This is a genomic window from Rhizobium sp. NLR22b (genome assembly GCF_019685295.1).
Classification (GTDB): Bacteria; Pseudomonadota; Alphaproteobacteria; order Rhizobiales; family Rhizobiaceae; genus Rhizobium.
This window is the reverse complement of record NZ_JABDWM010000004.1, coordinates 110032-136161: the sequence shown is the minus strand read 5'-3', so window position 1 is coordinate 136161 and position 26130 is coordinate 110032. Positions and strand designations below refer to the sequence as shown.

Genomic DNA, 26130 nt, shown 5'->3' with positions numbered 1-26130 from the left:
GGCGGAGCTCAATGCTTGCGGCGCTTCTTCTGCCTGTAGACGTCGATGACGACGGCCGCGACGATGATGAAGCCCTTGACGATCTCCTGATAATAAGCGTCGATCCTGAGGAAGGTGAAGCCCGAGGTCATGACGCCGAGAATAATGGTTCCGATGACGGTGCCGGTGATGCGCCCGACGCCGCCGGTGAGCGATGTGCCGCCGATGACGGTCGCAGCGATCGCGTCCAACTCATATCCGACGCCCATGCTTGCCTGCGCGGTTTCCGCGCGTGCCGCCGTGACGATGCCGGCGAGACCAGCGAGCAATCCAGCGATCACATAGACTTTGACGAGGTGCGCTTCGATGTTGATACCGGAAACGCGGGCCGCCTGAGGGTTCGCGCCGATGGCGTAGGTGAACTTTCCATAGCGGGTGTAGCGCAGCGCGATATGGAAGATCAGTGCAACGACGAGGAAGACGACAACCGGCCACGCCTTCGTTCCAATAAAATGAAACTGCTCGGTGATACCGGAAACCGGCTGCCCCTTCGTATACCACTTGGCAACACCTCTGGCGGAAACGAACATGCCAAGCGTTGCAATGAACGGCGGGATCTTCGTATAGGCGATGAGCGCGCCGTTCGCCAGACCCGCCGCCGCTCCGATCAGCAGGCCGATCATGATGGGCACGAGCGCCGGAAGATCGGTCAGCGAAGGGAAGACGGCCCGCCCCCAGGTGGAGGACTGGGCGAAACTGGTTGCGATCATCGCCGTCATGCCGACGACGGAGCCCGATGACAGATCGATACCGCCTGTTATGATGACCTGCGTGACGCCGACGGCGATAATGCCGATGACGGAGACCTGCAGGATCATGATTGTCAGGCGCTGCGAATTCATCAGGAAGCTTTGGCCGATGAACATCCAGCCGAGCGCTTCATAGATCAGCGCGATGCCGACAAGCACCAGGAAGATGCTGAGTTCCGGCGGCATACGCCGCCGTCTCTGCCGGGTTGCGAGCGGGGCCGTACCCTCTGCTGCCTTGGTACTCATATCAAACCTCCCTTAGGCGATCTCAAGCTGCGCATTACCGCGCAGCCAGCTCCATCACCTTGATCTGCGTTGCTTCATCGCGATTGAGGAAACCGGTCACCAGGCCCTCATGCATGACCATGATGCGGTCGCTCATGCCGAGAACCTCGGGCATTTCGGATGAGATCATGATAACCGCCACGCCGTTTCGCGCCATTTCCGTGACCAGCCGATGAATTTCCGCCTTGGCGCCGACATCGATGCCGCGCGTCGGCTCATCGAGAATCAGGATCTTCGGATGGGTGAGCAGCCAGCGCCCGATCAGCACTTTCTGCTGATTGCCGCCCGAAAGGTTTTCCACCCGCTCGTAAAGATTGGGGGTTTTCACGCGCAGCCTTTTCGCCATGTCTTCGCAGGTCGCCTCGAGTGCTCCCTGCTGCACGAAACCACCCTTGACAAATTTGTCCTGCAGGACGGCGATCTGCATGTTTTCCAGAATATCCAGGATCAACAGGCAGCCGGTGTCTTTGCGATCCTCCGTCAGGAATGCCATCTGGTGACGGATGGCCTCGGTCGGTGAGGAAATCGTCACCGGCTTGCCGAACAGTTCGATCGTGCCGGAGCTTGCCGGCGTCACGCCGAACAGCGTTTCGGCGACATTCGACCGTCCGGAGCCGACGAGGCCGGCCACACCGAGAATCTCGCCGGCCCTGACCTCGAAGGAAACATTGCGGAAGACGCCCTTGAGACAGAGGTCCTTGACGGAGAGCACGACCTCGCCGATCGGCACCTCTTCCTTCGGAAACATCTGAGTGATCTCGCGCCCGACCATCATGCGGATGATGTCGTCGCGGGTGACGTCGGTCGAGGCATGCGTGCCGATATATCGCCCATCGCGGAAGACGGAAAACTCGTCGGCGATCTCGAAAAGCTCGTTCATCTTGTGGGTGATGTAGACGATGCCGATGCCCTGGGACCTGAGATCGCGGATGATGCGGAAAAGATGCTCGACCTCACGCTCGGTCAGCGCCGAAGTGGGCTCGTCCATGATGAGGACGTCGGAATTATAGGAGACCGCCTTGGCGATCTCGACCATCTGCCGGTTGGCGACCGAGAGATGGCGGACTTCGATATCGGGATCGATATCAATATTGAGCCGGGCAAACAGCTCCTCGGTCATGCTGTGCATCACGCCATGGTCAATGAAACCGAAGCGGTTCTTCGGTTCGCGGCGGATCCAGATATTTTCAGCGACGGTCATGAACGGCATCAGGTTCAGCTCCTGATGGATCATGGCGATACCGTTCTCCAGCGCATCGAGCGGAGATTTCAGCTGGATCTCGACCCCTTTGAGGCGAATATCGCCTTTATCGGGTGTATAGATGCCGGCGAGAATCTTCATCAATGTCGATTTGCCGGCGCCGTTTTCGCCCATCAGCGCATGCACGGAGGCGCGCTTTAGCCGGAACTGCACGTCATCGAGTGCGACGACGCCGGGAAACTCCTTGCGAACGCCCTCGGCGCTCAAGAGAAACTCCGCATTCGGAATGACGCCGCTCGCACGCACGGCTGCCATGGTTGTCGGACTGACGGCCATATCATCTCCTCCGGATACGGACAGGCTGAAAGGATGCGGGCAGAGCCCGCATCCCGCTTGGCACTTACCTCAGTTCTTGGTGACGAAGTCCTTGACGTTTTCGGGCGTGACGAGCTGGAAGGGAATGTAGACCTTCTTCTCGGTCTTTTCGCCCTTGGCAATCTTGAGCGCCGTATCGAGCGCGCCCTTGCCCTGGCCGGCCGCGTCCTGGAACACGGTCACATCGAGGTCACCTGCCTGCATGGCGGCAAGCGCGTCCTGGGTGGCGTCGACACCGCCGATAACGACCTTGCTCATATCCTTGCCGGCTGCCTTCAGCGCCTGGATGGCGCCGATCGCCATTTCGTCGTTGTTGGAGATCACCGCGTCGAACTCGATGCCGCTCGAGAGCCAGTTGGTCATCAGGTCGGCGCCCTGGGTACGGTCCCAATTGGCCGTCTGCTCTTCGACGATCTCAAGGCCCTTGCATTCATCGGTCTTGATGACGTCGTGGACATCCTGGGTGCGCATGCGGGCAGCTTGGTTGGAAAGCTCGCCCATGATGACGACGGCCTTGCCCTTACCACCGAGAATGCGGCAGATTTCCTTGGTTTCCAGCGTGCCGGATTCCTGCTCGTTGGAAGCGACGAAGGCCTGCTTTTCCGGAAGCGTGTCGACGTTGACCGGCTGGCGGTTGACGTAAACCAGCGGAATGCCGGCATCAGCCGCAAGCTTCGACATCGCCGTCGTCGCATCGGTATCGACAGGGTTGACGATGATTGCATCGACCTTGGAGGCGATGAAATTCTGGATCTGGCTCTGCTGCTTGGAAACGTCGTTCTGCGCGTCTTCGACCTGCAGCGTGACGCCATCAAGCGTTTTGGCATAATCGGTCATACCGTTGCGCAGAACGGTCAGGAAGTTGTCGTCGAACTTCGCCATCGACACGCCAACCGTCTCCGCGTGGGCGGCCGTCGACATGATGAGCGCCATCGCAGTGCCCAGGATAAACTTTTTCATTTTTACTTCCTCCACAAAGCGGTGCCCGGCTACACCCTCCTCACGCCGGAGCTCCGGGCATCTGCCCTGAAGCCGCAATTTGCTGCGCCGCCTCTCCCGCGGCGTTCCGAAAACGGAACAAACAAACCGTAAAATTTGTTATGCGGAATATTCATTCCATTTTCTGGGAACCACGTCAAGCCTCTCTTTAGCGGCACTCGGGATATTGATGGGGCAATGCATGGGAATTGCGCGGCACACGCGTTCGGCGGCATTGCGCACGAAGTGGGCAGCCTCCATCTATGGGAAGTCGAAGACAGGCTCACAGCTGCAGGCCCTTCGACATCCGCCGCGGCCGCCCATTGAAGATTTTGGAGACAGGACTGATGTCCATTTCGATCTATCGCCTTACCGTTCCGATGTTCCAGCGCGGCCTCGCCAGCCTGAAGACCTATCTCGACAAGGCTGAAGCCTATGCGAAGGAAAAGAATATCGATCCCGCCATACTCGTCTCCGCTCGGCTTGCGCCCGACATGCTGTCGCTCGCCGGCCAATATCAGCGGGCCAGCGACAGCGCCAAGTTCACGCTCGCTCGCCTGACCGCAACCGAAGCGCCGAAGTTCGAAGATAACGAGACGACGATCGAGCAGTTGCGCGAGCGCCTGGCAAAGACCGAGACCTATCTCGCCACCTTTTCGGCGCAAGCGCTGGAGGGCGCGGAAAGCCGCCAGATCACGCTGCCGGGCAAGAGCGGCATCGTGCTGCCGGGTGACGAATATATCACCACCTTCGCCCTGCCGAACTTCTACTTTCACGTCGCCACCGCCCACGCCATCCTGCGCAACCAGGGCGCACCGATCGGCAAGCGCGACTATCTCGGTTGATTCAAGGCAAATTCCAGCAAAGGCGCACAGCGGATCTTGCTGGGATTGCGTAAAAATAAGCGGGCGTTGCGGTCATTCGAAGAAGACGGAAATGCCCTACCGGGGTCGATGCGTCACCGGCCCCTTTTCCGTCAGCTCGGTATAGGCAAGCGTCTGGTCGAGATGCCGCGCTCTCAGCGAGAGCAACTTCTCGGCATATTGAAGCCGGATCGCCGCATAGGCCGGATCCGCCGCGACGTCGTCGAGTTCCATCGGATCATCGCTGAGATTGAAGAGCAGCGGCGGCAGTGCGGCAAAATGCACATATTTGAACCGATCGTCGCGGATCACGGCGAGATTGCATTGGTTCGGCCTCAGCCCGAAATGCCGTTCTGCCTCACCTTTGGCAATGTCGCGGAAATCGAATTCCCAGAATATCGCATCGCGCCAGCCTTCCGAGCGCCCGCCCATGATGAACGGCATCAGCGACCGGCCGTCGAGCCCGTTCTTTGCCTCGATGCCGAGCCTTTCGCAAAGCGTGGGAAAAATATCCGCAGCGCCGGTGAAATCGTCAACGATCCTGCCGGCCGCAACGTTTGCGGGATCGCGGATTATCAGCGGGATATGATAGCTGCCATCGAAGAAGCCGCCCTTGCCGAGCGTCCAATGATCTCCCGCCATCTCCGCATGGTCCGAGGTGAAGATGATCAGTGTATCGTCCCAGGCGCCTGCATCCTTCAGCGCTTGCCAGACCCTGCCGAGCTGCGCATCGACCTCTGAGATCATCCCGTAATAAATCGCCCGGATCGCCGCCAAGTCCTCGCCGCTCCAGGCGCTGAGCGGCCCCTGCGCCCCGTGAATGAAGCTGCCCTTGTCGGAGAGCTGCATGGCATAGGCGAGATAGGGATGAGCCCGCTGTTCTGCTTCGCGATTTTCCGCTCGCGCAAAGGCCGGTCCGTCATCCGGCTTGTACATCCGGTTGAACGGCGCCGGCACGGAAAATGGCGGGTGCGGGCGCAGGAAAGAGACATGCGCAAACCACGGCCGGTCCTGTTCGCCCATCCAGCGAATGAACTCGTCGGCCAGGAAGGCGGTCTGGGTCTCATCGCTGGAATAGGCTGGCGCCGCATCGGAAATTTCGCCGGCATCAGCACCGACGGGGATATGGATGTCGCGGCTGACGGCATTCAAATGGCCACGGGACCTGAGCCATGAGAGCCATTGCCGCTCATGTTCGGGCAGGAGTTGGCGAGCGGTAAAACCCGGCAACACGCCTTCATAGGTGGTCAGATGCGGGTCAGCCGCATCCATGCCGCGTGGATCGGGCGCCGTGTCGGTATAACCGAACAGCGTCGGGTCGTATCCCGCCCGCCGGGCCGCCAGCGCCAGATTGTCGAAGCGAGCGTCGAGCGGCGAACCATTGCGGCAGACCCGATGGTTCATCTGATAAAGGCCGGTATAGACCGTGGCCCGGGCCGGCGAGCAGGGGGCTGCCCCGGCATAATGCTGCCGGAAGAGCGTGCCTTCGCGCGCCAGTGCATCGATGTGAGGTGTTTTCACACAAGCATGACCGACCGCCGACAGGCAGTCGCCACGCCATTGGTCCGCGGTGATCAGCAGAACATTGGGCCGGCGGAGCTTCTCAAGGCTTTTTGGCTCAATGCTGGTTGGATTTTGCATGCCAATTCCAGGCGGAACGGATGATCTCGGACAGATCATACTGCGGCACCCAGCCGAGCACGTCGCGCGCCTTGTCGTTGTTGGCGACCAGCGTATGCGAATCCCCTTCGCGCCGGCCGATATATTCGACCGGGAAGGGCCGGTTCGACACGTCCTCGATCGCGCCCAGCAATTCCCTGACCGTCGTGCCCGTGCCGGTGCCGAGGTTGAGTGAGACGGAATCGCCGCCCTTCAGCAGATATTCGACGGCGCGCACATGCGCATCGGCAAGATCCAGCACATGGATGTAGTCGCGCACGCAGGTGCCATCGCGCGTCTCGTAGTCGCTGCCGAACACCTTGAAACCCTGGCGACGACCGAGTGCGGCGTCGATCGCCAAGGGAATCGCATGGGTTTCCGGCTGGTGCCATTCGCCGATCCGACCTTCGAAATCAGCACCGGCCGCATTGAAATAACGAAGCACCACTGAGCGCAGGCCCTTGTACTGGTCGTAATCGGCAAGCGCCTGTTCGACGATATATTTGGTACGACCATAGGGATTGATCGGCACCTGCCGGTGCGTCTCGTCGAGCGGCACGCTCTGCGGCAGTCCATAGGTGGCGCAGGTGGAGGAGAAGACGAAGGCATTGATGCCGGCCGCCTGCGCCGCCGAAAGCAGCGTCAAAGTGCCAATGACGTTGTTTTCATAGAAGGAAACAGGATCCTTGACCGATTCCCCGACCTCGATCAGCGCCGCGAAGTGGAGGATGGCCGCCGGCTTGTGCTTGGCCATCACCTCGTCCAGCCGGGCACGATCGCGAATGTCGCCCTCTTCCGCCGGCCCCCATTTGACGAACTCGCGATGGCCGTTTGAAAAATTATCGAAGACGACAGGCCTATAGCCCTTGTTCGCCAGGTCGAGGCACGTATGCGAGCCGATATAACCGGCGCCGCCGACCACAAGAACCGTTTCACCTGCCATGCACCACCCTTAATGATCAGTGAGAGATGGAAGAAACCTAGACGAGATAGACGTCAATAAAAAGAAGGAACTGCGATTAGCAGGAGCTGACAATACGTCAAATGCCGAAACTGGCGGTTTGCGATTTGGCCGAAACGGCGAAGTCGATCAATTATTCGCGTGATTTGCACGACCGCCCGATTTAAGCGGCTTGTATCATCGGGCGATGATCACCGATCCGCAGCAATCAGCCAGGGAGAACGGGAATGAGGAAGGCATTGATCGTCTGGGGCGGCTGGCCGGGCCACGAGCCGGAACAATGCGCCCATATCGTCGCCGATCTCCTGCGCGAGGACGATTTTGCCGTGGAGGTGACCGGCGATCTCGGGATATTCGGGTCTCCGACCCTGGCCAAGGCGGATCTGCTGGTGCCCATCATCACCGGCGGAACGCTGGAAAAGCCCCATGCTAGCGCCCTGGTCGAGGCCGTACGTGGAGGTCTCGGACTCGCCGGCCATCACGGCTCGCTCGCCACCTCCTTCAAGGAAAGCGCGCCTTTCCGCTACGTCTCCGGCGTCACCTGGGTCGCCCATCCCGGCAACATCATCGATTTCCGTGTCGCCGTCACCCGCCAGGACGATCCTGTCATGGAGGGCATTCCTGACTTCGACTACCGTTCGGAGCAATATTATCTGCATTATGATCCGACGGTCGAAATCCTTGCGACCACCACTTTCACCGGCGCCTACGATCCGGCGGCGCGCAATGTGGTGATGCCCGTCGTCTTCAAACGCCATTTCGGCGCCGGCCGCATCTTCTATTCCGCTCTCGGCCATGTCGCCGCCGAGTTCGACCATCCCTATATGCCGCTCATCCTGCGGCGCGGCCTCGGCTGGGCTGCCCGCCAATAGTATCAGGACGACACATCGCTGCACTCGGGCGGGGTGAGTGCTTCAATTTGACAGGAAAAGATTTTAACGCGCCGCTTTCAGCTGCAGGTCGTTCTCGACCGCGGCGACCGCCCCATCACAGACCCGCATCAGCCGCCCGGCCGCCTTCAGCTTCTCGATGAGATCGTTCCCATCGGGCGATGCCTTCGTCAATTCCAGTTGCTCGAATTCCTTGAGCGCTTGCGCCCAGTGGCTTTCCCCACGCCCATCCGGCCTGCCTTCCGATTCCCACAGCGAATAAGCGCGCTGGCTGACCCAGACGTCCCTATTGTGACTCATAACAAACCCCAGCCGAAAAATTGGAAGCAAATAACGATAGTCGACAAGGTGCCAAACCCGGCTTTAGGAGTCGTTACGACGCAGCGTTATTTTTTAGATAATACGAGGAAATGCCAATACTTAGGTCCTGATAAAGTAATATGAATCGACGACGGAATCGCCCCCACATATTGCTGCGGCCCTTGCCGATACGGCAAAGGCCGCAGCATTGTCGGAGGCAATCAGCGACGTTCCCGTTTGCGACGCCAGGGTGCATCCTTCTGCCAGTCGCCGGCCATGATGCTTCCATACGGAATGACCTCGTCGACCACCTCGGCCAGACCGTAATGCTCGATCTGGGCACGCACGTTGGCGGCGGACTTGTAGGCACTCGGCAGTTCCGAGGCGTCGGCAAAGCCCGAGAAGAAGCGAACGTCCAGGCCCGCGGTCTCCTTTTCCAGGATCTCCGCCAGATTGTTCGGGCTCAGGCCGCGGGCATCGGCGCCATATTCTTCCGCCAGGCGCCGCATATGGGCGCTGCGCGAAAAATTACGGCCGGCGCCATGCGGCGAGAATCCGAGGCCATGGGCGGCGTTGGAGCCGCGGACGATCAGGATCGGTTCCGCCATGTTGAGCGGAATGATCGTCAGATCGGTCGCATCCTCGGCCCATTTGTCGAAGGCCGGCGTCGCTCCCTTGCCGTGATAGAAGAGGCCGTCCGATTTCCGGAAAACGAAATTGTGCTCGTTCCAGAAACGATCGGCCACCTTCGCCGAGAGTGCCTCTGCCGCCATGTCATGGACGATATAGTGGTTTTCCCTCGTCCACTGCCGGATGGTCTGCAGAGCCGACCAGTAGAGGTCGCCCTCTTCGGTGTCGGCGGGAATCCATGCATTGTCCCGCAGGGTTTCCGGCGAGATCTGCTCGCGGAAGCGGTTCGCGGCCTTCATGCCCTTGTCGTAGAGCCGGGCACCCGGCGCACGCGACCCATGATGGGTGACGAGTGCGGTCTCGCCGGTCGATCTCATCGTCCCGACATAGGCGAAGTGGTTGCCGTCGCCCTGCGTGCCGAAATGTTCGATGCCGGCGCTCAGCGCTCCGTCGCGCAGAAACGGGTTCTGCTGGAAGGCAGATAGCGTCGCTTCGGAAGGCTTGATCTGCGCACCGCGCGGGCGGCCCCCGGGACCGAAATGCGTCACTGCATGCACCGCATCGAGAAGCGATTTCGGATCGACGTCCGGGAAGATCGAGATCGCCATGGAGCAGCAGATGTCAGCCGAGTGCATGCCCGGATGGATCGCCTCCGATGCCACGACGCCGCCAACCGGAATGGTGCCGATCGGCCCGGCCGGGCAAGCATCCGGCATGATTGCCGCAGCCCGGATGACCGGCGTGCGCGCAAGCGCCCGCATCGTCGCGTTGACCTTCTCGACATTGTCCTGCTCGAAGGGGTTATCGGCGCGGATATTGGAATAGATCTCGATATCGTTATCCGCCCTCAAGGCGAGCGTCGGCGCCGGTTGAAAGGCCCTTGCCGCTTCGAGGGCCTCTGCGGCCGAACCGCCTTGGCTCAAAATCCTGTTGGCCGCGTCGAGAGCCGGGCGAAACCACTTGCCCTGGCTCATGCCTGCGTCGATCAGATCCTGTCCGCTCATGATCTCGGTCATCTTCTTTTCTGCGTCTGCAGTCCTTCTTCTTCGTTGCGTTTCGGGTCTCGCCTGGGCGACGATTTCCCGGAGACCTTCTTTCCTGTCGTCGTGCCGGCGTTCACCGGACATTTTTGCAGCGGCGACAAAGGTGGACGAAACCTGCGTGGCCCCGCTCGTGCCAGAGAGCGCCGCCAAGGACCGGAGTCGAACCGGTCGGGCCACCTCAACACGGAGGCTGTAGTTCCGTCCGGCATTCGCCGCTGCGATTTCGGTCATGGCGACAAGTCTTGAGGAAACATCTTGCGCATCCTCCTCCCTCGCGGATTCGGGCGGCAAGGCGGGCCTTGAACCCGCGCCCTTTCGGGTTACCGATGTAGTTTCCCCGGCATTCGCCATATGTTTTGTACGTCATTCCATTGGTCCGTGACGACGAGATATGGTGGAACACCCGCTCTATCCGCTGAGCTACGAGTCCTTGTTTTTGGGGGACCCGACGGGATTCGAACCCGCGACCTGGAGAGTGACAGTCTGTAGTTCCATCCGGCATTCGTCACGGTGCCTCGCGCCGTTCACTGGCGGCGCGAAGCTTTTTCAAAGATCAGTCGCCTCGATCCTGCGAACCCAATCGCCCGGACCGGACTTGCCGGCTGCGAAACTGGTGATGGCTCCGCAGACGCCATCCGAGAAGCCGCCGATGTTCAGCACGTCCTCTGCCTTGGCCGGAGTCTGGACGTAAGGCTGGATGTCGAGGCAGACCAGCTTTGCAGCCGGGTTCAGCCTCTTGAGCCGCGCCCATTCGACCATCATCCCTGTCGCCTGGCCGTGTCCCCGCGCATCCATCCAGGACTGGTTGTCCGAGACGAAGAGCACGAGGTCCACCGCCGCCTTCTCCTTTGCGAGCAGCCGCAGCGGTGCAGAACAGTTCGTTCCGCCGCCGCCCACCGCCGCGAGCTTCGCCGCGTTGGTCATCACGCTGTCGCGCCCGTTCAGCTGGACGTTCACGACGTCCTGTTCGAAGGGGATGATACGCGTCCGCCGGTTGCGGCGCAGGAACGACGCAGCCACGAGTGCTGCGACATCGATGCAGCGGACGGCTGATGTCGCGCCCTTCCGGTAACCGGTGACGGGGGACGACATGGAGCCGGAGACATCCGGGCAGACCACGACATTGCCGCCGATCGTCGGTACGCTGGAGATTGCCACCTCCATCGCATCCTGCAGAGCATCCGCAACGACAGCCGGAACGGACTGGTTCGCCATATGCCACGCGACCATCAACTGGTAGGGGAAGACGCGCGCCTTCCGCACCGCTTCCGGATCGGCGATCCGCGCAACAAGCCGTTCGGCCATGCCATCCACCTCGAACACCCCGTTTCGGGCAAAGGTGTTGAGGTTCTGGCGCACCATCTGCCACGAGCCCTTCAAGGCGATTTCCGACCACTGCTCCTTGCTGAGACCCAGCGAGGTCAGCATCTGGAACGGCACGGGCGGCAGCGGCAAGCTGCTATCCCGCTTGAACGCTTCGAACGCTTTTACCTCAGCCGGCAATGCTGCGACATCATACGGCTTGCCGACTGCCCAGGCGTAGAGCGCCTGACGCTCCGCGTCTCGCGGCTTTGGATGTACCATCCGGATCACATCAGGCAGCGACGGATCATTGCCGACCATCGCATGCAGGAACTGTTCCGTAGTTACCCGGTCGAACCAGGCCTGCACCATCTTCTTCGGCCGCGTCCCGAGCGATTTCCGGCCCGTCACACCCGACCGCATGACCTGCACGAAGCCGCGCAGCATCTTGCCGCTCTTCACGACACGCGGAAAAGCCCGCGCAAAGGCATCGCTTTCGAGGCTCGAAAGCATAGCCAGCAGCATGACCGGCATGTCCTTCATATGGCCTTTCTCCGCCGCATGGATCGCAAGCTTTGCCAGGAATTCTGGCTCGACCTCCGCCGCAAGCTGCCTCACGGCATCGAGCTGCTCTCCTGCATCTGCATAGAAAATGTCGCTGAACGTTCCGGTAACGGCATATTGCGCCAGGGCTTCGCGCGGCGACAGGGCATAGGCTGCTGCGCCTTCGTGGTTGGTCGTCGTCGTGCCGGCGAGCAGCTTTCCGAAATAGGGTTTGAAGATTGCCTTGTTCACCATGGCAGCACCTCTTTGATTTGGTTCTGCCGAATACAATTCAAGTGGCGTGCCAGTTTCTAAAATCCGCGACAAGCCTCCGCGAATTCGTTCATAAAGATTTGATTTTTAATAGTAAAAAATTAGCAGAGAATTTCTGCCCTGCAAATTGCCAAGTTCGAGAAAGCGGAATAATCTATCTGATTATCTACGGCTTTATAATTTTGGATAAATCATGAAGCGCCGGGTCGCCATCAGCATTCTTGGAACGACCCTCGACGTGGGCCGGCGTGAAGACCGATGGACGCGCTGGCGGCCGAACGTCGGCCTTTGCCAACAGGCCGGTCTTTTCATCGATCGGCTGGAACTGATCCACGACAACCATTCAGACTGGCTGGCCAAGACCGTAATCAGGGATATCGAGACGATTTCGCCCGCGACGGAGGTTCGCCAGCGCATCATCAATCTGCGCGACCCCTGGGACTTTTCCGAAGTCTATACGAGCCTCAGGGATTTTGCCCGGGACTACAGTTTCGATCCCGAGGCCGAAGACTATCTCGTCAACATCACCACCGGCACCCATGTCGCCCAGATCTGCTGGTTCCTCCTGACCGAAGCGCGCATCATCCCCGGCAGGTTGCTGCAGCTTTCTCCGCCGCGCGAGCGCGAGCCGGGACAGGATTTCGCGGGAACCCATCGCATCATCGATCTTGATCTCTCGCGCTATGACGAAATCGCCAAGCGCTTCGCATCCGAACAGGCCGACGCCGCCTCGTTTCTGAAATCCGGCATTTCGACGCGAAATCCCGCCTTCAATCGCATGATCGACGAGATCGAGCGCGTTGTCATTCGCTCTACTGCCCCGGTCCTGCTGACCGGCCCGACCGGCGCAGGAAAATCCCAGCTTGCCAAGCGGATCTACGAACTCAAGAAGGCCGAGCGAAAAGTCAGCGGTCCCTTCGTCGAGGTTAACTGCGCAACGCTGCGCGGGGATCACGCCATGTCGGCGCTTTTCGGCCATGTCAAAGGCGCCTTCACCGGCGCCGCAGGCGAACGGCCTGGCCTCATGAAGTCGGCGGACAAGGGCGTGCTCTTTCTCGACGAGATCGGTGAACTGGGCCTCGATGAACAGGCCATGTGCTTGCGGGCGATTGAGGAAAAGCGCTTTCTGCCAGTCGGTGCGGACCGCGAAGTTTCCGCCGACTTCCAGCTTCTGGCGGGCACCAATCGCGATCTCGGCGACGCCGTCCGTCGCGGCCGATTCCGCGAGGATCTCTTTGCCCGGCTCAATCTATGGACTTTCCAGCTGCCGGCCTTGCGCGAGCGCAGGGAGGATATCGAGCCCAATCTTGATTTCGAACTTCGGCGTTTCCTTGAGCGTGAAGGGCAGAACGTCACCTTCAACAAGGAAGCGCGAAGCCGCTATCTCACGTTTGCAACCGGCGCGGAGGCCCTCTGGAGCGCGAATTTCCGCGACTTGTCCGCTTCCGTCACGCGCATGGCGACGCTTGCGCCTCAAGGCCGAATCACGGTGGAGGTCGCCGACGACGAGATCCGACGCCTGAAGGCCGCCTGGCGCGGCTCATCGGGACGCCAATCCTCCGACGACATCCTGATCGATCTGCTCGGCGAAGACGCCACTGCCCGCCTCGATCGTTTCGACGCCGTTCAACTCGCCGCCGTCCTTAGCACCTGCCGGGAGCATGCCAGTGCCAGCGCCGCGGGCCGGGCGCTGTTTGCAAATTCGCGCCTGGAAAAGAAGAGCAGCAACGACGCCGATCGCCTTGCCAAATATCTGGCGCGCTTTGAACTGAAATTCGAAGATGTACGGAAACCGCATCGGGATTACCGCAACGCCTCCCCGCTCGGCGCCTTGGACTGATGTGAACGCTGAGATACTGTCGGGCTGAAACGATAGAGTTGATCCATGGCAGCAAAGACGACACTCAACGCAAAGAATCTGGAGGCCCTCGGTGCGCAGCGTCTCGCCGAACTGCTGATCGAAATCAGCACCGGCAGCGCCGCCCACAAACGGCGGCTTCGAATGGAGCTTGCCGGCAATCATGGTGGTGCGGAAGTGGCCCGTGAGGTGCGGAAACGTCTCGCCAGCATTGCGCGAGCCCGCACCGTCATCGAATGGCATAAGGTGAAGGCTGTTAACGCCGACCTCGAAACGCAGCGGTCCGCGATCGTCACTGTCGTCGCTGCCGACGATCCGAAGGAAGCGTTCGATCTTATCTGGCAATTCCTTGCTGTCGCCGACACGATATTAGCGCGGTCCAACAGCGGCGACAGCGCGTTCATCGAGACGTTCCATCAGGCATGCGCCGATGCCGGCGTCATCGCCAGCTCCGCTTGTATCGGTATCGATGTCCTTGCCGACAGGATCTTTACTGCGCTGCAGGATAACGACTACGGCCAATATGATCCGCTGATCGCCGAGATGGTTCCGGCGCTGGGCAAGGACGGCCTTGAACGTTTGAAGAGCCTCCTGGTGCGATGGTCGAACGAACCGGAGGAGAAGCCTGCCGACGCAGACCGGGAGATTTTCGGCTGGGGCGGCAAGGGGCCGATTTACAAGGACGAGATCTACACCAATCATCGGCAACGGAGGGCACGCATCGCTCTGCAGGAAATTGCCGATGCACAGAATGATGTCGATGCCTTCATCGCCCAGCAGCCGGAAGAGACGTTAAGGGCGCCGATGGTCGCAGCCGAGATTGCCGACCGTTTGCTTTTAGCTGGACGCGCGGAGGAAGCATTGGAGATTTTGGACGCCGCCGATCACAGGGAGCGGTTCGAACTGCCTTTTGAATGGCAGCACGCCCGCGTCAAAGCCCTCGACGTCCTGGGGCGGGGGGAAGAAGCGCGGTCCTATCAATGGCAATGCTTCGAGCAGTCGCTGAATGGCGAGCACCTTCGCGCTTTCCTGCGAAGGCTCGCCGACTTCGACGATATCGAGGCCGAGGAGAAGGCATTCGCCTTTGCACACCGCTTTCCGGACGTTCATCGAGCCCTTGCCTTTTTTCTCACCTGGCCCGCACCTGCCGAGGCAGCAAAACTGATATCCGGGCGCCAGGCCGAATTGAACGGCGACCTCTACGAGCTGATGACACCAGCGGCCGAGATGCTGCAGGAGAAATTCCCGCTCGCAGCAACCGTGGTGCTACGGTCGATGATCGGCTTCGCCCTCGATGAAGGCCGATCCAGCCGCTACAGGCATGCCGCGCGCCATCTGGCGGTATGCGCGTCGCTCGCGCCTCATATCGACGATTTCGGCAACGCCCGACCTCATGACACCTACGTCGCCGAATTGAAGCGTCAACATGGAAAAAAGCATGGTTTCTGGAGCTTGATCCGTTAGTTGCATACCCGATTCACGAACGGAAAGGACATCGTCATGACCGATACTTCGTGGCACGCAGATCCCCTGAGTTGGGGCAATGGCCCACGCATATTCGAAGCCTTCCTCGAACCGACGGACCCTTATTCCGCCAGGGCATTCAACAAGCTGGACACCCTTCTCGATCAGGCGGGCGAAAACAGGATCACGGTGAAAATTCGCCTACAGTCGCAGCCTTGGCATATGTATTCCGGCGTGATCGTCCGCTGCATTATCGCAGCCTCGACCCTGGAAGGCGGCAAGGAGACGGCGAAGAAGGTCATGGCCGCCGTCGCCGCGCATCGGGAGGAATTCGAATTCGATCATCACGCCGGCGGCCCGAACATGGACGTCACGCCAAATCAGATCATCGAGCGTCTGGAGGGCTATAGCGGCGTGGAGCTGAAGGACGCCTTCGCAATCCCGGATCTCGACCGGGAGATCAAATGGCAGTGCAGATATGCCCGGCAAAACGGCGTCCACGTCTCGCCGACCTTCATGATCAACGGGCTGGTGCAGGCGGACGTGAGCAGTGGCGATGAGGTCGATACCTGGGTGAAGAAGGTACTGAGCCGATGACGCCGGCTATGCTGACGCCCGGAAAACGATAAGCACTGCTATTTCGGAGAAACTGGAGCGGGCGAAGGGATTCGAACCCTCGACCCCAACCTTGGCAAGGTTGTGCTCTACCCCTGAGCTACACCCGCTCAACCCGCATCGGTCCGGGGTAGTCGTTGGACCGTGGGCGCCGCCTCGTGGCGACGGGCGCTATATGGCCTAACGGATTTTCAAATGCAACAGGGAAATGACGCAGAGTCGAAGAAAAATTTTGGCGCCCGGCCAGGCGGCGGGGAAAGGCCGCAAAACTGGGGGCAGAGCGTCGGTTGCGAAGATTGCCAAACATTGTGGACGGACTTAATCAGGACGCCTCGACTTTCCTTATCCTCATTCGACGGATCGCCCGATGTCCGAAAATACCCCCAAGACAAGAGAAGAATTGTTCGCCTTCCTCGACGGACTAGGGATCGCTTACAAGACGGTCGATCATGCGCCGGTCTTTACCGTGGCCGAATCGGTTGCGCTGCGCGATGAAATCCCCGGCGGCCACACCAAGAATCTGTTCATCAGGGACAAGAAGGACCGGTATTTTCTGCTGACGGTGGAGGAGAATGCCGAGGTCGACCTCAAGCAGGTTCACACCATCATCGGCGGGTCCGGCAGGGTCTCCTTCGGCAGGGCGGAGAAGCTCATGGAGTATCTGGGAGTCATTCCGGGCGCGGTCACCGCCTTCGGCGCGATCAACGATACCGCAGGAAACGTCACCTTCGTGCTCGATGCCGATCTGATGGAAGAGGAGATCGTCAACTGCCATCCGCTCTCCAACGATGCGACGACATCGATTGCGAGCGGTGACCTCGTTCGTTTTATGGAAGCGACCGGACATAAGCCGCTTGTCTTGAAAGTGACGTCCTGACATACGATTTTAGCGCTACAATGATGCCGGCAGGATCGGCGCGGCGGGAGATACCTATGAGCGGCAGCAACAACCCCTATAACGGTTCCTTCGGAAATCAGATGTCGGCAACGGCAAGCTTCGGCGCTCAGCCGGAAGCGGCGGCTGCGGCCGGCAGCTACATCACCGACACGACGACTGCGAATTTCGGCAAGGATGTCATCGAGGCGTCACGCAAACAGCCGGTGCTGGTCGATTTCTGGGCGCCCTGGTGCGGTCCGTGCAAGCAGCTGACGCCAGTCCTGGAGAAGGTGGTCAATGAGGCCAAGGGCCGCGTTCGTCTGGTCAAGATGAATATCGACGACCATCCCTCGATTGCCGGCCAGCTCGGCATCCAGTCGATTCCGGCCGTCATCGCCTTCGTCAACGGCCGTCCGGCCGATGGCTTCATGGGCGCGGTGCCGGAAAGTCAGATCACTCAGTTCATCGACCGTATCGCCGGGCCTGCCGGTGCTGATGAGGCGGCCGAGATCGAAGCCGTGCTGACGGAGGCGGCGGAGCTGCTCACTGCCGGCAACATCAACGAGGCGGCGCAGCTTTACGGCGCGGTCATCCAGGCCGATCCCGAGAATGCCAAGGCGCTTGCCGGGATGGCCGAATGCATGATCGCCGCAAACCAGCATCAGCGGGCGCGCGAAACGCTGACTGATCTGCCGGAAGAGCTGGCGAAGGACGCCGGCATCCAGGCGGTGCTGAAGAAGCTCGATCAGATCGAGGAGGCGCGCAAGCTCGGCGATCCCGTGGCACTCGAGCATGAACTGGCCATCAATCCCGATCATCACGAGGCGCGGCTGAAGCTCGCCAAGATCCGCAATGTCGAAGGCCGGCGCGAGGAAGCCGCCGAACATCTGCTTCTCATCATGCGCAAGGATCGCGCCTTCGACGATGACGGCGCCCGCCGTCAACTGCTGCAGTTCTTCGAGGTCTGGGGTTTCAAGGATCCGGCGACGGTTGCCGCCCGGCGCAAGCTTTCGGCAATGCTGTTCTCTTAAGATGAATATCCGCCCTTGCGTTTTCGGGCGGGGGCACCACATTCTCGTCAGGACGGGCACGCCCGTCTACCAGAATGCGGGACGGTTTCATGCAAGTCGGTAATGCCAGATACCTGAAGCCGGGCGATCTGCCTGATGCGATCGCCGTCTTCCCCCTGACCGGGGCCCTCCTCCTGCCCGCCGGGCAGCTTCCCCTCAACATCTTCGAGCCGCGTTATCTGGCGATGCTGGATGCAGCACTTGCCGGAAACCGGCTGATCGGCATGGTCCAGCCGGCACTCGGCGAACATGAGGACAAGGGCGGCGAGCACAATCTTGCCGCCGTCGGCTGCCTCGGTCGCATCACCTCATTTGCCGAGACCGGCGACGGGCGCTATATCGTGTCGCTGACCGGCGTCTGCCGCTTCCGGCTCCTGGAGGAGAAGGTGACCAGCGATCCCTTCCGCACCTTCCGCATCGCGCCCTTCATTGCCGATCTCTCGGCTGAAAACGAGGAGGAGGCGGTCGACCGTACGGCGCTGCTGACCGCCTTCAAGGCATATCTCGATGCCAATAAGCTGGAGGCCGACTGGGAGAGCGTCGAGCGGGCCAGCAACCTGACGCTCGTCAATTCACTTGCCATGATGTCGCCGTTCGGGCCGGCTGAAAAGCAGGCGCTCCTGGAGGCGCCGGACCTGAAGACACGGGCCGAGACGCTGATCGCCATTACCGAAATCGTGCTGGCGCGGGTCTTCGGTGACTCCGATACGGTTCTGCAGTAGACTGCGGCCATGGACGAAAAACTGAGCCGCGTCGATCCGAAACTGCTGGAACTCCTGGTCTGTCCGCTCTCCAAGGGCCGGCTTTCCTATGATCGCGAACATAATGAGCTTGTCTCGGAAAAGGCGCAGCTTGCCTATCCGATCCGTGACGGCATTCCGATCATGCTGGTGTCCGAGGCCCGCCGCCTCGACGAATAGCCTCTCCGAATTCGGCTAAATCGTCTGACCGGCCAGCAGCCGCGGATTATCCTTTGCCGCTGTTCCGGCCGCCTGGCTGATGAAGAAGGATTTGAGACGCGGCAGCCGGTCGACGATGCCGAGACCAACGTCGCGGGCGATACGGATCGGCATTGCGTCGTTGGAGAAGAGCCGGTTCAGCACGTCGGTCGTCACTCCCATACGGAAGGTGTCGAAGCGCCGCCAGGTCTGGTAACGCTCGAGGATGTTGATCGAGCCGATATCGAGACCGAGGCGGTCGGCCTCGACAATCGTTTCGGCGAGCGCTGCCACGTCCTTGAAGCCGAGATTGAGCCCTTGCCCTGAGATCGGATGGATGCCATGCGCGGCGTCACCGGCCAGCGCCAGACGCGGAGCAACGAAGGAGCGGGCAAGCGTCAGGCCGAGCGGAAAGGCGCGTTTGTCGCCGATGACCTTCAGCGCCCCGAGTTTGTGGCCGAAGCGGCGTTCCAGTTCCTCCTCGAAGATCAGATCGTCGGCGGCAACCAGCCTGTCGGCATCATGCGTGCGTTCCGTCCAGACGAGCGAGGAGCGGTTGTTCCTGAGGGGCAGGATGGCGAAGGGGCCGGCCGGCAAAAAATGCTCCTCGGCACAGCCGTCATGCGGCCGCTCATGTTCGACGGTCGCGACAATGCCGGACTGGCCGTAGTCCCAGGTGACGGTCCTGATGCCGGCGAGATCGCGCAGCCTCGAGCGCACGCCGTCGCAGGCAACCACCAGCCGGGATTCCAGCGTGCTGCCGTCCGAAAGCGTGACGTCGGCATGGCTGTCGTGGGTTTTGAATTCGGTCGCCCCAAGCCCGTGGCGGATGTCGATGCCGAGCCGCTCGCAGAGGCCGCGCAGTGCTGCCACCATGGCAACGTTCGGGATCATGTGTGCGAAGGGCCGGCCTTCCTCCACTTCGCCGTCGAACGTCAGGAATACGGGACGGACCGGATCGGAGGTCCTGGAATCGGTGACGATCATCTTGGTGATCGGCTGCGCTTCCGGCTCTATCTCGTTCCAGATGCCGAAGACGTCGAGCATCTTTGAGGCCGCCGCGATGATGGCTGAGGCGCGCGTATCGTTTTTCCAGACATGCTCTGGGGCGGCCTCCACGACCGTGACGTTCAGATGGGGCGCTGCCTGCTTGACCGCGACCGCCGCGGAAAGGCCGACATACCCCGCGCCCACAACCAGCATATCCAGCATCGCGCCGCTCCCGTACCTTGTGCCTCAGATGTGATCTATATAGATCATCGCAACTTCACTTCCTACCGCCGGGAGGCATACAAAATGACGCGCGAGACGACCGAGCCCTCGGCGATGGAGAGGCTGCTTGCGACGCTCGATCTCGAGCCGATCGAGGTCGATATCTTCCGCGGCCGCAGTCCGCAGGTCGGCTGGCAGCGGGTCTTCGGCGGCCAAGTGATCGGCCAGGCGCTGATGGCGGCACAGCGTACCATCGGGTCCGAGCGCTTCGTCCATTCGCTGCACGCTTACTTCATGCGCCCCGGCGATCCCTCGGTGCCGATCATCTACCAGGTGGAACGCATCCGCGACGGATCGAGCTTCAATACCCGGCGGGTCGTCGCGATCCAGCACGGCAAAGCGATCTTCGCGCTGTCGGCTTCTTTCCAGTTGGAGGAAGCGGGCTTCGACCATCAGGTCGCCATGCCCGACGTGGCAATGCCCGAAGAGGTGCTCGGCGAACAGCAGATCAAGGAGCAATTTCTTGCGCATGCGCCGGAAGCGATCCGGAAATACTGGGAGCGCGAGCGGCCGATCGAGATCCGCCCCGTCTCGCTGACCCATTATTTTTCCGACAGGAAACTCGACCCCCGGCAGGATGTCTGGGTGCGCGCCACCGGTCCGATTCCCGATGACCGGCTCTATCAGGCTGCGGTGCTGGCCTATCTCTCTGACATGACGCTGCTCGATACGTCGCTTTATGCGCACGGAACGTCTATCTTCGATCAGAGCCTGCAGGTCGCAAGTCTCGATCACTCCATGTGGTTCCACCGGCCGTGCAAGCTCGACGACTGGCTGCTTTATATGCAGGACAGCCCCTCGGCTTCGGGCGCCAGGGGATTGACTCGCGGCAGCCTGTTCACGCGAACAGGTGTGTTGATCGCATCCGTCGCGCAAGAAGGATTGATTCGGAAAAAGGCAAATGAATAAATAACGGGCATATTTGCAAATTTGCGCATTATTTGTGCGCTTATTGCTCGATCAATTGCCTGTTTATTGGTATTGCCAATTATAACATTTATTTTTCAATAAGTTAACTTCGGCTTCGAATCTGGCACGTCCTTTGAATGTATATCGCCGGTCGCTGTTCAGGAACGTCAGCGGCAAGGAGAGTCGGCTCCGCGCCGAGGATAACGAAGGATGGGAAACCAGATGAAAATTGTGATGGCTATTATCAAGCCGTTCAAGCTCGATGAGGTCCGCGAAGCGCTTACGGCGATCGGCATTCAGGGCCTGACCGTAACCGAAGTGAAGGGTTACGGACGTCAAAAGGGACATACCGAAATTTATCGCGGCACCGAATATGCGGTCAGCTTCCTGCCGAAGCTCAAGATCGAAATCGCGGTTGCATCGGAACTTGTCGACAGGGCGGTCGAAGCCATCGCGGCATCGGCCAAGACCGGCCAGATCGGTGACGGCAAGATTTTCGTCTATTCGATCGACCATGCCGTGCGCATCCGTACGGGCGAAACCGATTCAGAAGCGCTGTAAACGGCAGATCAAGGAGCCTTTTCCAATGTCAATCTCGAAGTTTTCTTCCACCTTTGCGCGGGTCGGCGCAGCATCGGCCGCGCTTCTTGCGCCGGCCGTTGCTTTTGCGCAGGAGACTGCCGCGCCAGCCGCTGCCGCCGCTGCTCCTGCCTTCACCATGGACAAGGGTGACAATACCTGGATGCTCGTCTCCTCGGCGCTCGTCCTTCTGATGACCATCCCCGGCCTTGCGCTTTTCTACGGCGGTCTCGTGCGCGCCAAAAACATGCTCTCCGTGCTGATGCAGGTCTTCATGATCACGGCTGTCGTGTCGCTGATCTGGGTGACCTACGGCTATTCGCTCGCCTTCACCGACGGCGGTTCGCTGAACAGCTTCATCGGCGGCTTCTCCAAGGCCTTCCTCGCCGGCGTCAACACCTCGTCGCTCGCCGAAACCTTCTCGAAGGGCGTCGCCATTCCCGAATACACCTTCATCGTCTTCCAGATGACCTTCGCCTGCATCACGCCCGGTCTGATCGTCGGCGCCTTCGCCGAACGCGTCAAGTTCTCGGCGGTCATGCTCTTCGTCGTGCTTTGGGTCACCTTCATCTACTTCCCGATGGCGCACATGGTCTGGTTCTGGGGCGGCCCGAGCTCCTACAGCGCACCGGCCGGCCTGATCTTCTCTTACGGCGCAATCGACTTCGCCGGCGGCACGGTCGTTCACATCAATGCCGGTATCGCCGGCCTTATCGGCGCCATCATGCTCGGCAAGCGCACCGGCTATAAGAAGGAAATCATGGCCCCGCATTCGATGACGCTGACCATGGTCGGTGCCTCGCTGCTCTGGGTCGGCTGGTTCGGCTTCAACGCCGGCTCCAACCTCGAAGCCAATGGCTACGCATCGCTTGCCATGATCAACACCTTCGTCGCGACGGCCGCCGCCGCCGTGTCCTGGTGCATCGTCGAAAGCCTCGCCCGCGGCAAGGCCTCGATGCTCGGCGGCGCTTCGGGTGCCGTCGCCGGTCTCGTCGCCATCACGCCGGCGGCAGGTTTTGCCGGCCCGATGGGCTCGATCGTTCTCGGTCTCGTCGTCTCGCCGATCTGCTACTTCTTCGTCGACGTCGTGAAGAACAAGTTCAACTATGACGACAGCCTCGACGTCTTCGGCGTCCATTGCGTCGGCGGCATCATCGGCGCTCTCGGCACCGGCATCCTCGTCAATCCGGCGCTGGGCGGTGCAGGCATCGTCGACTATTCGACGGCTGATTTCGCCGCCACCTATGCCGGCACGGCAACCCAGGTCCTGAACCAGGCGAAGGGTGTTCTCACCACGCTTCTGTGGTCGGGCATCGGTTCGGCGATCCTCTACAAGATCGTCGACGTCGTCATCGGCCTGCGGGTCTCCGTCGAAGCCGAGCGCGAAGGTCTCGACCTCTCGACCCACGGCGAAGCCGCCTATCACTCGTAACATCGGCTTCGGGCGCCCCGCATGAGGGCGCCCCACACGGCCCGTCGCGGCCTACGTCGAGCTTTTCCGGGTTAGACCCGGAAAAGCTCGTAGACCGCATTTGGCCCGGACCTTCAAAGGTTCGGGCTTTTTTTTATCGGCCGGAATGCGTGCCGGTACTTGCATGGTTAACATCACTTTAACCCCGCTCTGGTTAGGTAGAGCGGACGCATTTGGCATGGCGAGGCTTCGGCGATTCGCCTGCCCTCAGGCATTGGACGGGTTAGACACATGGCAAGAAGCACGTCGCCGGCAATGGATGGCCGTCCGGATCGGTTCTCCTTCTCGGCATTCATGCTGCGGCAGATCCAGGCACTCATCGGCTTTGCGATCTTTGTGCTGCTGGCTTTCTCAGTTGCGGCGCTGGCGACATGGAATGTCGCCGATCCGAGCTATTCCTACGCCACCGCCAACCTGCCGACGAATGTTCTCGGCTACAGCGGTGCCGCCTTTGCCGATATCGTCATGCAGTTTCTGGGGCTTGCCAGTGTCGTGGCGATGCTGCCGATCGTTGCCTGGGCGCTGACGATGATCTCCGGTCGTCGCTTCGACCGCATTCCCGTCCGCATCGGCGCCTGGCTTGCCGGCTCGGTGCTTTCGTCCGCCGTCATCGGCTGTTTTCCGCCGCCGCTCACCTGGCCGATCCCGAACGGCATCGGCGGCGTCATCGGCGATATGATCCTGCGCTTTCCCGCACTCTTCGTCGGCGCTTATCCAACCGGCACCTTCGCCATGGTCGTCGGCTGCATTTTTGCTGTACCGACGGCCTGGATGATGCTCTTCGCATCAGGCCTCGTCGGCCGCAGCGCCGATGACGAAACCGAGGACGATTACGTCGAGACAACAAGCAAGGCGCGGGTGGTCGGAGACGAGGACGAGGAAGAGGACGAATCGCGCTGGGTTGCGTTCAGCGGCGCCATGACGCATGCATGGTTCATGAGCCAGGGCCGACTGCGCCGGCTCTTCGGCATGGGACCGCGCCAGCGGCGCCAGGGCGATTTCGAGTCGCCTTATGATTTCAACGACGATGAATTCGGCACACTGAACGAACCGGTCCGCCCCAAAGCGCCGGCCGTCCGCGGCGAGCGCCTGGAGCCATCGATGGAGCCGCGCTCGGCTTCGCCCCGCCGCGTCGTCGCCGCGCCGTCGCTTTCCATCGACGACGAGGATGAGGACGACGATCCGCCCTTCGATACCGACATGCCGCCGCGTCCGGCCGACATTCTGCCCGACGACGATGATGACGACTGGACGATCCGCGCGCCGGCAAAAGCCGCCGCCAAGCCGGAACCACGCGTCGTCCCGGCGATCACGCGTCCGAAGCCCGGTGCCCGGGTCGAACGGGAAGCGCAGGGTTCGTTCATTCGTCCCGAGGGTTTCCAGCTTCCCTCGATGCATTTGCTCGCCGAGCCCAGGAACGTGGTGCGCGATTCGACACTGTCGGCCGATGCGCTGGAGCAGAATGCCCGCATGCTCGAGGGTGTGCTGGAGGATTTCGGCGTCAAGGGCGAGATCATTCACGTCCGCCCAGGCCCGGTCGTCACGCTGTACGAACTGGAGCCGGCGCCCGGCATCAAATCGTCGCGCGTCATCGGCCTCGCCGACGACATCGCCCGCTCGATGAGCGCCATTGCCGCCCGCGTCGCCGTCGTGCCGGGCCGCAATGCGATCGGTATCGAATTGCCGAACCAGACGCGCGAGACCGTCTATCTCCGCGAATTGATCGCCTCCCGCGATTTCGACGGCAGCAAGGCCAAGCTCGCCATGGCGCTCGGCAAGACGATCGGCGGAGAAGCCGTCATCGCCGACCTCGCCAAGATGCCGCATCTGCTCGTCGCCGGCACCACCGGTTCGGGCAAATCGGTCGCCATCAACACGATGATCCTGTCGCTGCTCTACCGCATGACGCCGGAACAGTGCCGGCTGATCATGATCGACCCGAAGATGCTCGAACTCTCCGTCTATGACGGCATTCCGCATCTGCTTTCGCCTGTTGTCACCGATCCGAAGAAGGCCGTCGTCGCGCTCAAATGGACCGTGCGCGAGATGGAAGAACGCTACAAGAAGATGTCGAAGATCGGCGTGCGCAACATCGACGGCTTCAACACGCGCGTCGAACAGGCGCTGTCGAAGGGCGAGGTTATCTCCCGCACGGTGCAGACCGGCTTCGACCGCCATACCGGCGAGGCCATGTACGAGACCGAGGAATTCGACCTCAAGCCGATGCCCTATATCGTGGTCATCATCGACGAGATGGCCGATCTGATGATGGTCGCCGGCAAGGACATCGAAGGGGCGGTCCAGCGCCTGGCGCAGATGGCGCGTGCGGCCGGCATCCACGTGATCATGGCGACCCAGCGTCCATCGGTCGACGTCATTACCGGCACGATCAAGGCGAACTTTCCGACCCGCATCTCATTCCAGGTCACCTCGAAGATCGACAGCCGCACAATTCTTGGCGAACAGGGTGCCGAACAGCTGCTCGGCATGGGCGACATGCTCTATATGGCGGGCGGAGGGCGCATCCAGCGCGTCCACGGCCCGTTCGTTTCGGATGTCGAGGTGGAAGAGATCGTCTCCTACCTGAAGACGCAGGGCTCGCCGCAATATCTCGATGCGATCACCGCCGATGACGAAGAGGACGGCGATTACGGCGGCGGCGGTCCGGCCGGCACGTCGAACCTTTCGGATTCGGAAGATCCCTACGATCAGGCCGTCGCCATCGTGCTGCGCGACGGCAAGGCTTCGACTTCTTACGTTCAACGCCGGCTTGGTATCGGCTACAACCGCGCTGCGTCGCTGATCGAGCGCATGGAGAAGGAAGGCATCATCGGGCCGGCCAACCACGCCGGCAAACGAGAAATCCTCGTTCCGACCGAGGGCGACATCCTCGACCGCTGAGACAAGCGCCATATATTTCTGATGAGGCCCTTTTGGCGGAAACGCGGTGGCATCGATGTCGCTGCTTTTCGCGCGCCGATCGCAA

General features: G+C 60.8%; 22 protein-coding genes and 1 tRNA gene. 13 read left to right on the top strand and 10 right to left on the bottom strand.

The window, feature by feature from the left end:
- Positions 1 to 8 precede the first annotated feature (8 nt).
- The 3 genes from HJC00_RS08730 to HJC00_RS08720 form a co-directional block, all read right to left on the bottom strand.
- Positions 9 to 1034 carry an ABC transporter permease gene (locus HJC00_RS08730; protein ID WP_064805578.1) on the bottom strand — a complete coding sequence of 342 codons (1026 nt, stop codon included), beginning with the start codon at positions 1032 to 1034 and terminating at the stop codon, positions 9 to 11.
- Between the two features lie 34 nt (positions 1035 to 1068).
- On the bottom strand, positions 1069 to 2610 hold the full coding sequence (locus tag HJC00_RS08725; RefSeq protein WP_221163860.1) for a sugar ABC transporter ATP-binding protein: 1542 nt from the start codon (positions 2608 to 2610) through the stop codon (positions 1069 to 1071).
- Between the two features lie 69 nt (positions 2611 to 2679).
- Positions 2680 to 3609 (bottom strand): sugar ABC transporter substrate-binding protein, encoded by a 930-nt coding sequence (locus HJC00_RS08720; protein ID WP_221163859.1) that lies wholly within the window; start codon positions 3607 to 3609, stop codon positions 2680 to 2682.
- A 365-nt stretch (positions 3610 to 3974) separates the two neighbouring features.
- Between HJC00_RS08720 and HJC00_RS08715 the strand changes: the two genes are divergently transcribed.
- On the top strand, positions 3975 to 4472 hold the full coding sequence (locus tag HJC00_RS08715) for a DUF1993 family protein (protein WP_221122924.1): 498 nt from the start codon (positions 3975 to 3977) through the stop codon (positions 4470 to 4472).
- 96 nt (positions 4473 to 4568) lie between these two features.
- On the opposite strand, the gene HJC00_RS08710 is transcribed toward HJC00_RS08715, so the two are convergent.
- Entirely contained in the window at positions 4569 to 6131 is a 1563-nt protein-coding gene (locus HJC00_RS08710; RefSeq protein WP_221146166.1) for an alkaline phosphatase family protein, read from the bottom strand.
- Positions 6109 to 7092 (bottom strand): UDP-glucose 4-epimerase GalE, encoded by a 984-nt coding sequence (gene galE, locus HJC00_RS08705; protein WP_210632666.1) that lies wholly within the window; start codon positions 7090 to 7092, stop codon positions 6109 to 6111. The genes HJC00_RS08710 and galE overlap by 23 nt, the downstream gene beginning before the upstream one ends.
- A gap of 245 nt (positions 7093 to 7337) precedes the next feature.
- Between galE and HJC00_RS08700 the strand changes: the two genes are divergently transcribed.
- The gene (locus HJC00_RS08700) at positions 7338 to 7982 is read left to right on the top strand and encodes a ThuA domain-containing protein (RefSeq protein ID WP_221146151.1); all 645 of its coding nucleotides are present in this window, start codon (positions 7338 to 7340) and stop codon (positions 7980 to 7982) included.
- A gap of 63 nt (positions 7983 to 8045) precedes the next feature.
- On the opposite strand, the gene HJC00_RS08695 is transcribed toward HJC00_RS08700, so the two are convergent.
- From HJC00_RS08695 to HJC00_RS08685, 3 genes are all read right to left on the bottom strand, one after another.
- Positions 8046 to 8300: a DUF2934 domain-containing protein gene (locus HJC00_RS08695; RefSeq protein ID WP_210632664.1), complete on the bottom strand. Its 255-nt coding sequence runs from the start codon at positions 8298 to 8300 to the stop codon at positions 8046 to 8048.
- A gap of 221 nt (positions 8301 to 8521) precedes the next feature.
- Positions 8522 to 9934, bottom strand: coding sequence for an RtcB family protein (locus HJC00_RS08690; RefSeq protein ID WP_221146322.1), 1413 nt, complete (start codon positions 9932 to 9934; stop codon positions 8522 to 8524).
- Between the two features lie 585 nt (positions 9935 to 10519).
- Positions 10520 to 12073 (bottom strand): TROVE domain-containing protein, encoded by a 1554-nt coding sequence (locus tag HJC00_RS08685; protein WP_221163858.1) that lies wholly within the window; start codon positions 12071 to 12073, stop codon positions 10520 to 10522.
- A 211-nt stretch (positions 12074 to 12284) separates the two neighbouring features.
- On the opposite strand from HJC00_RS08685, the gene rtcR reads away from it, so the two are divergent.
- The 3 genes from rtcR to HJC00_RS08670 are packed head-to-tail and all read left to right on the top strand — an operon-like array spanning position 12285 to position 16010.
- The gene (gene rtcR, locus HJC00_RS08680; protein ID WP_221122951.1) at positions 12285 to 13931 is read left to right on the top strand and encodes an RNA repair transcriptional activator RtcR; all 1647 of its coding nucleotides are present in this window, start codon (positions 12285 to 12287) and stop codon (positions 13929 to 13931) included.
- Between the two features lie 45 nt (positions 13932 to 13976).
- Positions 13977 to 15413, top strand: coding sequence for a DUF6880 family protein (locus HJC00_RS08675; protein WP_221146147.1), 1437 nt, complete (start codon positions 13977 to 13979; stop codon positions 15411 to 15413).
- A gap of 36 nt (positions 15414 to 15449) precedes the next feature.
- Positions 15450 to 16010: a thioredoxin domain-containing protein gene (locus HJC00_RS08670; RefSeq protein WP_221146145.1), complete on the top strand. Its 561-nt coding sequence runs from the start codon at positions 15450 to 15452 to the stop codon at positions 16008 to 16010.
- Positions 16011 to 16063: 53 nt separating this feature from the next.
- Here HJC00_RS08670 and HJC00_RS08665 read toward each other — a convergent pair.
- Positions 16064 to 16138 (bottom strand) — tRNA-Gly (locus HJC00_RS08665).
- A 257-nt stretch (positions 16139 to 16395) separates the two neighbouring features.
- Between HJC00_RS08665 and HJC00_RS08660 the strand changes: the two genes are divergently transcribed.
- The 4 genes from HJC00_RS08660 to HJC00_RS08645 all read left to right on the top strand — a co-directional run bounded on the left by HJC00_RS08660 (position 16396) and on the right by HJC00_RS08645 (position 18895).
- Complete coding sequence (locus HJC00_RS08660; RefSeq protein WP_210633032.1) at positions 16396 to 16905, top strand: prolyl-tRNA synthetase associated domain-containing protein; 510 nt, start codon at positions 16396 to 16398, stop codon at positions 16903 to 16905.
- A 56-nt stretch (positions 16906 to 16961) separates the two neighbouring features.
- Positions 16962 to 17936 carry a thioredoxin gene (gene trxA, locus HJC00_RS08655; RefSeq protein WP_210633031.1) on the top strand — a complete coding sequence of 325 codons (975 nt, stop codon included), beginning with the start codon at positions 16962 to 16964 and terminating at the stop codon, positions 17934 to 17936.
- Between the two features lie 74 nt (positions 17937 to 18010).
- Entirely contained in the window at positions 18011 to 18697 is a 687-nt protein-coding gene (locus HJC00_RS08650) for an LON peptidase substrate-binding domain-containing protein (protein WP_176536246.1), read from the top strand.
- Between the two features lie 9 nt (positions 18698 to 18706).
- Positions 18707 to 18895 (top strand): Trm112 family protein, encoded by a 189-nt coding sequence (locus tag HJC00_RS08645; RefSeq protein ID WP_003567459.1) that lies wholly within the window; start codon positions 18707 to 18709, stop codon positions 18893 to 18895.
- Between the two features lie 15 nt (positions 18896 to 18910).
- On the opposite strand, the gene HJC00_RS08640 is transcribed toward HJC00_RS08645, so the two are convergent.
- The gene (locus HJC00_RS08640) at positions 18911 to 20125 is read right to left on the bottom strand and encodes a ubiquinone biosynthesis hydroxylase (protein ID WP_210633030.1); all 1215 of its coding nucleotides are present in this window, start codon (positions 20123 to 20125) and stop codon (positions 18911 to 18913) included.
- 84 nt (positions 20126 to 20209) lie between these two features.
- Here HJC00_RS08640 and tesB point away from each other — a divergent pair, with 84 nt between their 5' ends.
- The 4 genes from tesB (at position 20210) to HJC00_RS08620 (ending at position 26045) form a co-directional block, all read left to right on the top strand.
- Positions 20210 to 21094, top strand: a complete 885-nt coding sequence (tesB, locus tag HJC00_RS08635; protein ID WP_221154780.1) for an acyl-CoA thioesterase II — start codon at positions 20210 to 20212, stop codon at positions 21092 to 21094.
- A 210-nt stretch (positions 21095 to 21304) separates the two neighbouring features.
- Positions 21305 to 21655: a P-II family nitrogen regulator gene (locus tag HJC00_RS08630; RefSeq protein WP_003543684.1), complete on the top strand. Its 351-nt coding sequence runs from the start codon at positions 21305 to 21307 to the stop codon at positions 21653 to 21655.
- A 25-nt stretch (positions 21656 to 21680) separates the two neighbouring features.
- Positions 21681 to 23105, top strand: a complete 1425-nt coding sequence (locus HJC00_RS08625; protein WP_221163857.1) for an ammonium transporter — start codon at positions 21681 to 21683, stop codon at positions 23103 to 23105.
- 270 nt (positions 23106 to 23375) lie between these two features.
- Positions 23376 to 26045: a DNA translocase FtsK gene (locus HJC00_RS08620; protein WP_221163856.1), complete on the top strand. Its 2670-nt coding sequence runs from the start codon at positions 23376 to 23378 to the stop codon at positions 26043 to 26045.
- The last annotated feature ends 85 nt before the right edge of the window (positions 26046 to 26130 follow it).

Coding starts and splice junctions, on each gene's coding strand:
- HJC00_RS08640 (WP_210633030.1), bottom strand. CDS start 20,125: ATGCTGGATATGCTGGTTGTGGGCGCGGGGTATGTCGGCCTTTCCGCG.
- HJC00_RS08725 (WP_221163860.1), bottom strand. CDS start 2,610: ATGGCCGTCAGTCCGACAACCATGGCAGCCGTGCGTGCGAGCGGCGTC.
- rtcR (WP_221122951.1), top strand. CDS start 12,285: ATGAAGCGCCGGGTCGCCATCAGCATTCTTGGAACGACCCTCGACGTG.
- HJC00_RS08620 (WP_221163856.1), top strand. CDS start 23,376: ATGGCAAGAAGCACGTCGCCGGCAATGGATGGCCGTCCGGATCGGTTC.
- trxA (WP_210633031.1), top strand. CDS start 16,962: ATGAGCGGCAGCAACAACCCCTATAACGGTTCCTTCGGAAATCAGATG.
- HJC00_RS08690 (WP_221146322.1), bottom strand. CDS start 9,934: ATGAGCGGACAGGATCTGATCGACGCAGGCATGAGCCAGGGCAAGTGG.
- HJC00_RS08685 (WP_221163858.1), bottom strand. CDS start 12,073: ATGGTGAACAAGGCAATCTTCAAACCCTATTTCGGAAAGCTGCTCGCC.
- HJC00_RS08630 (WP_003543684.1), top strand. CDS start 21,305: ATGGGAAACCAGATGAAAATTGTGATGGCTATTATCAAGCCGTTCAAG.
- tesB (WP_221154780.1), top strand. CDS start 20,210: ATGACGCGCGAGACGACCGAGCCCTCGGCGATGGAGAGGCTGCTTGCG.
- HJC00_RS08710 (WP_221146166.1), bottom strand. CDS start 6,131: ATGCAAAATCCAACCAGCATTGAGCCAAAAAGCCTTGAGAAGCTCCGC.
- galE (WP_210632666.1), bottom strand. CDS start 7,092: ATGGCAGGTGAAACGGTTCTTGTGGTCGGCGGCGCCGGTTATATCGGC.
- HJC00_RS08650 (WP_176536246.1), top strand. CDS start 18,011: ATGCGGGACGGTTTCATGCAAGTCGGTAATGCCAGATACCTGAAGCCG.
- HJC00_RS08625 (WP_221163857.1), top strand. CDS start 21,681: ATGTCAATCTCGAAGTTTTCTTCCACCTTTGCGCGGGTCGGCGCAGCA.
- HJC00_RS08660 (WP_210633032.1), top strand. CDS start 16,396: ATGTCCGAAAATACCCCCAAGACAAGAGAAGAATTGTTCGCCTTCCTC.
- HJC00_RS08720 (WP_221163859.1), bottom strand. CDS start 3,609: ATGAAAAAGTTTATCCTGGGCACTGCGATGGCGCTCATCATGTCGACG.
- HJC00_RS08730 (WP_064805578.1), bottom strand. CDS start 1,034: ATGAGTACCAAGGCAGCAGAGGGTACGGCCCCGCTCGCAACCCGGCAG.
- HJC00_RS08645 (WP_003567459.1), top strand. CDS start 18,707: ATGGACGAAAAACTGAGCCGCGTCGATCCGAAACTGCTGGAACTCCTG.
- HJC00_RS08670 (WP_221146145.1), top strand. CDS start 15,450: ATGACCGATACTTCGTGGCACGCAGATCCCCTGAGTTGGGGCAATGGC.
- HJC00_RS08675 (WP_221146147.1), top strand. CDS start 13,977: ATGGCAGCAAAGACGACACTCAACGCAAAGAATCTGGAGGCCCTCGGT.
- HJC00_RS08700 (WP_221146151.1), top strand. CDS start 7,338: ATGAGGAAGGCATTGATCGTCTGGGGCGGCTGGCCGGGCCACGAGCCG.
- HJC00_RS08715 (WP_221122924.1), top strand. CDS start 3,975: ATGTCCATTTCGATCTATCGCCTTACCGTTCCGATGTTCCAGCGCGGC.
- HJC00_RS08695 (WP_210632664.1), bottom strand. CDS start 8,300: ATGAGTCACAATAGGGACGTCTGGGTCAGCCAGCGCGCTTATTCGCTG.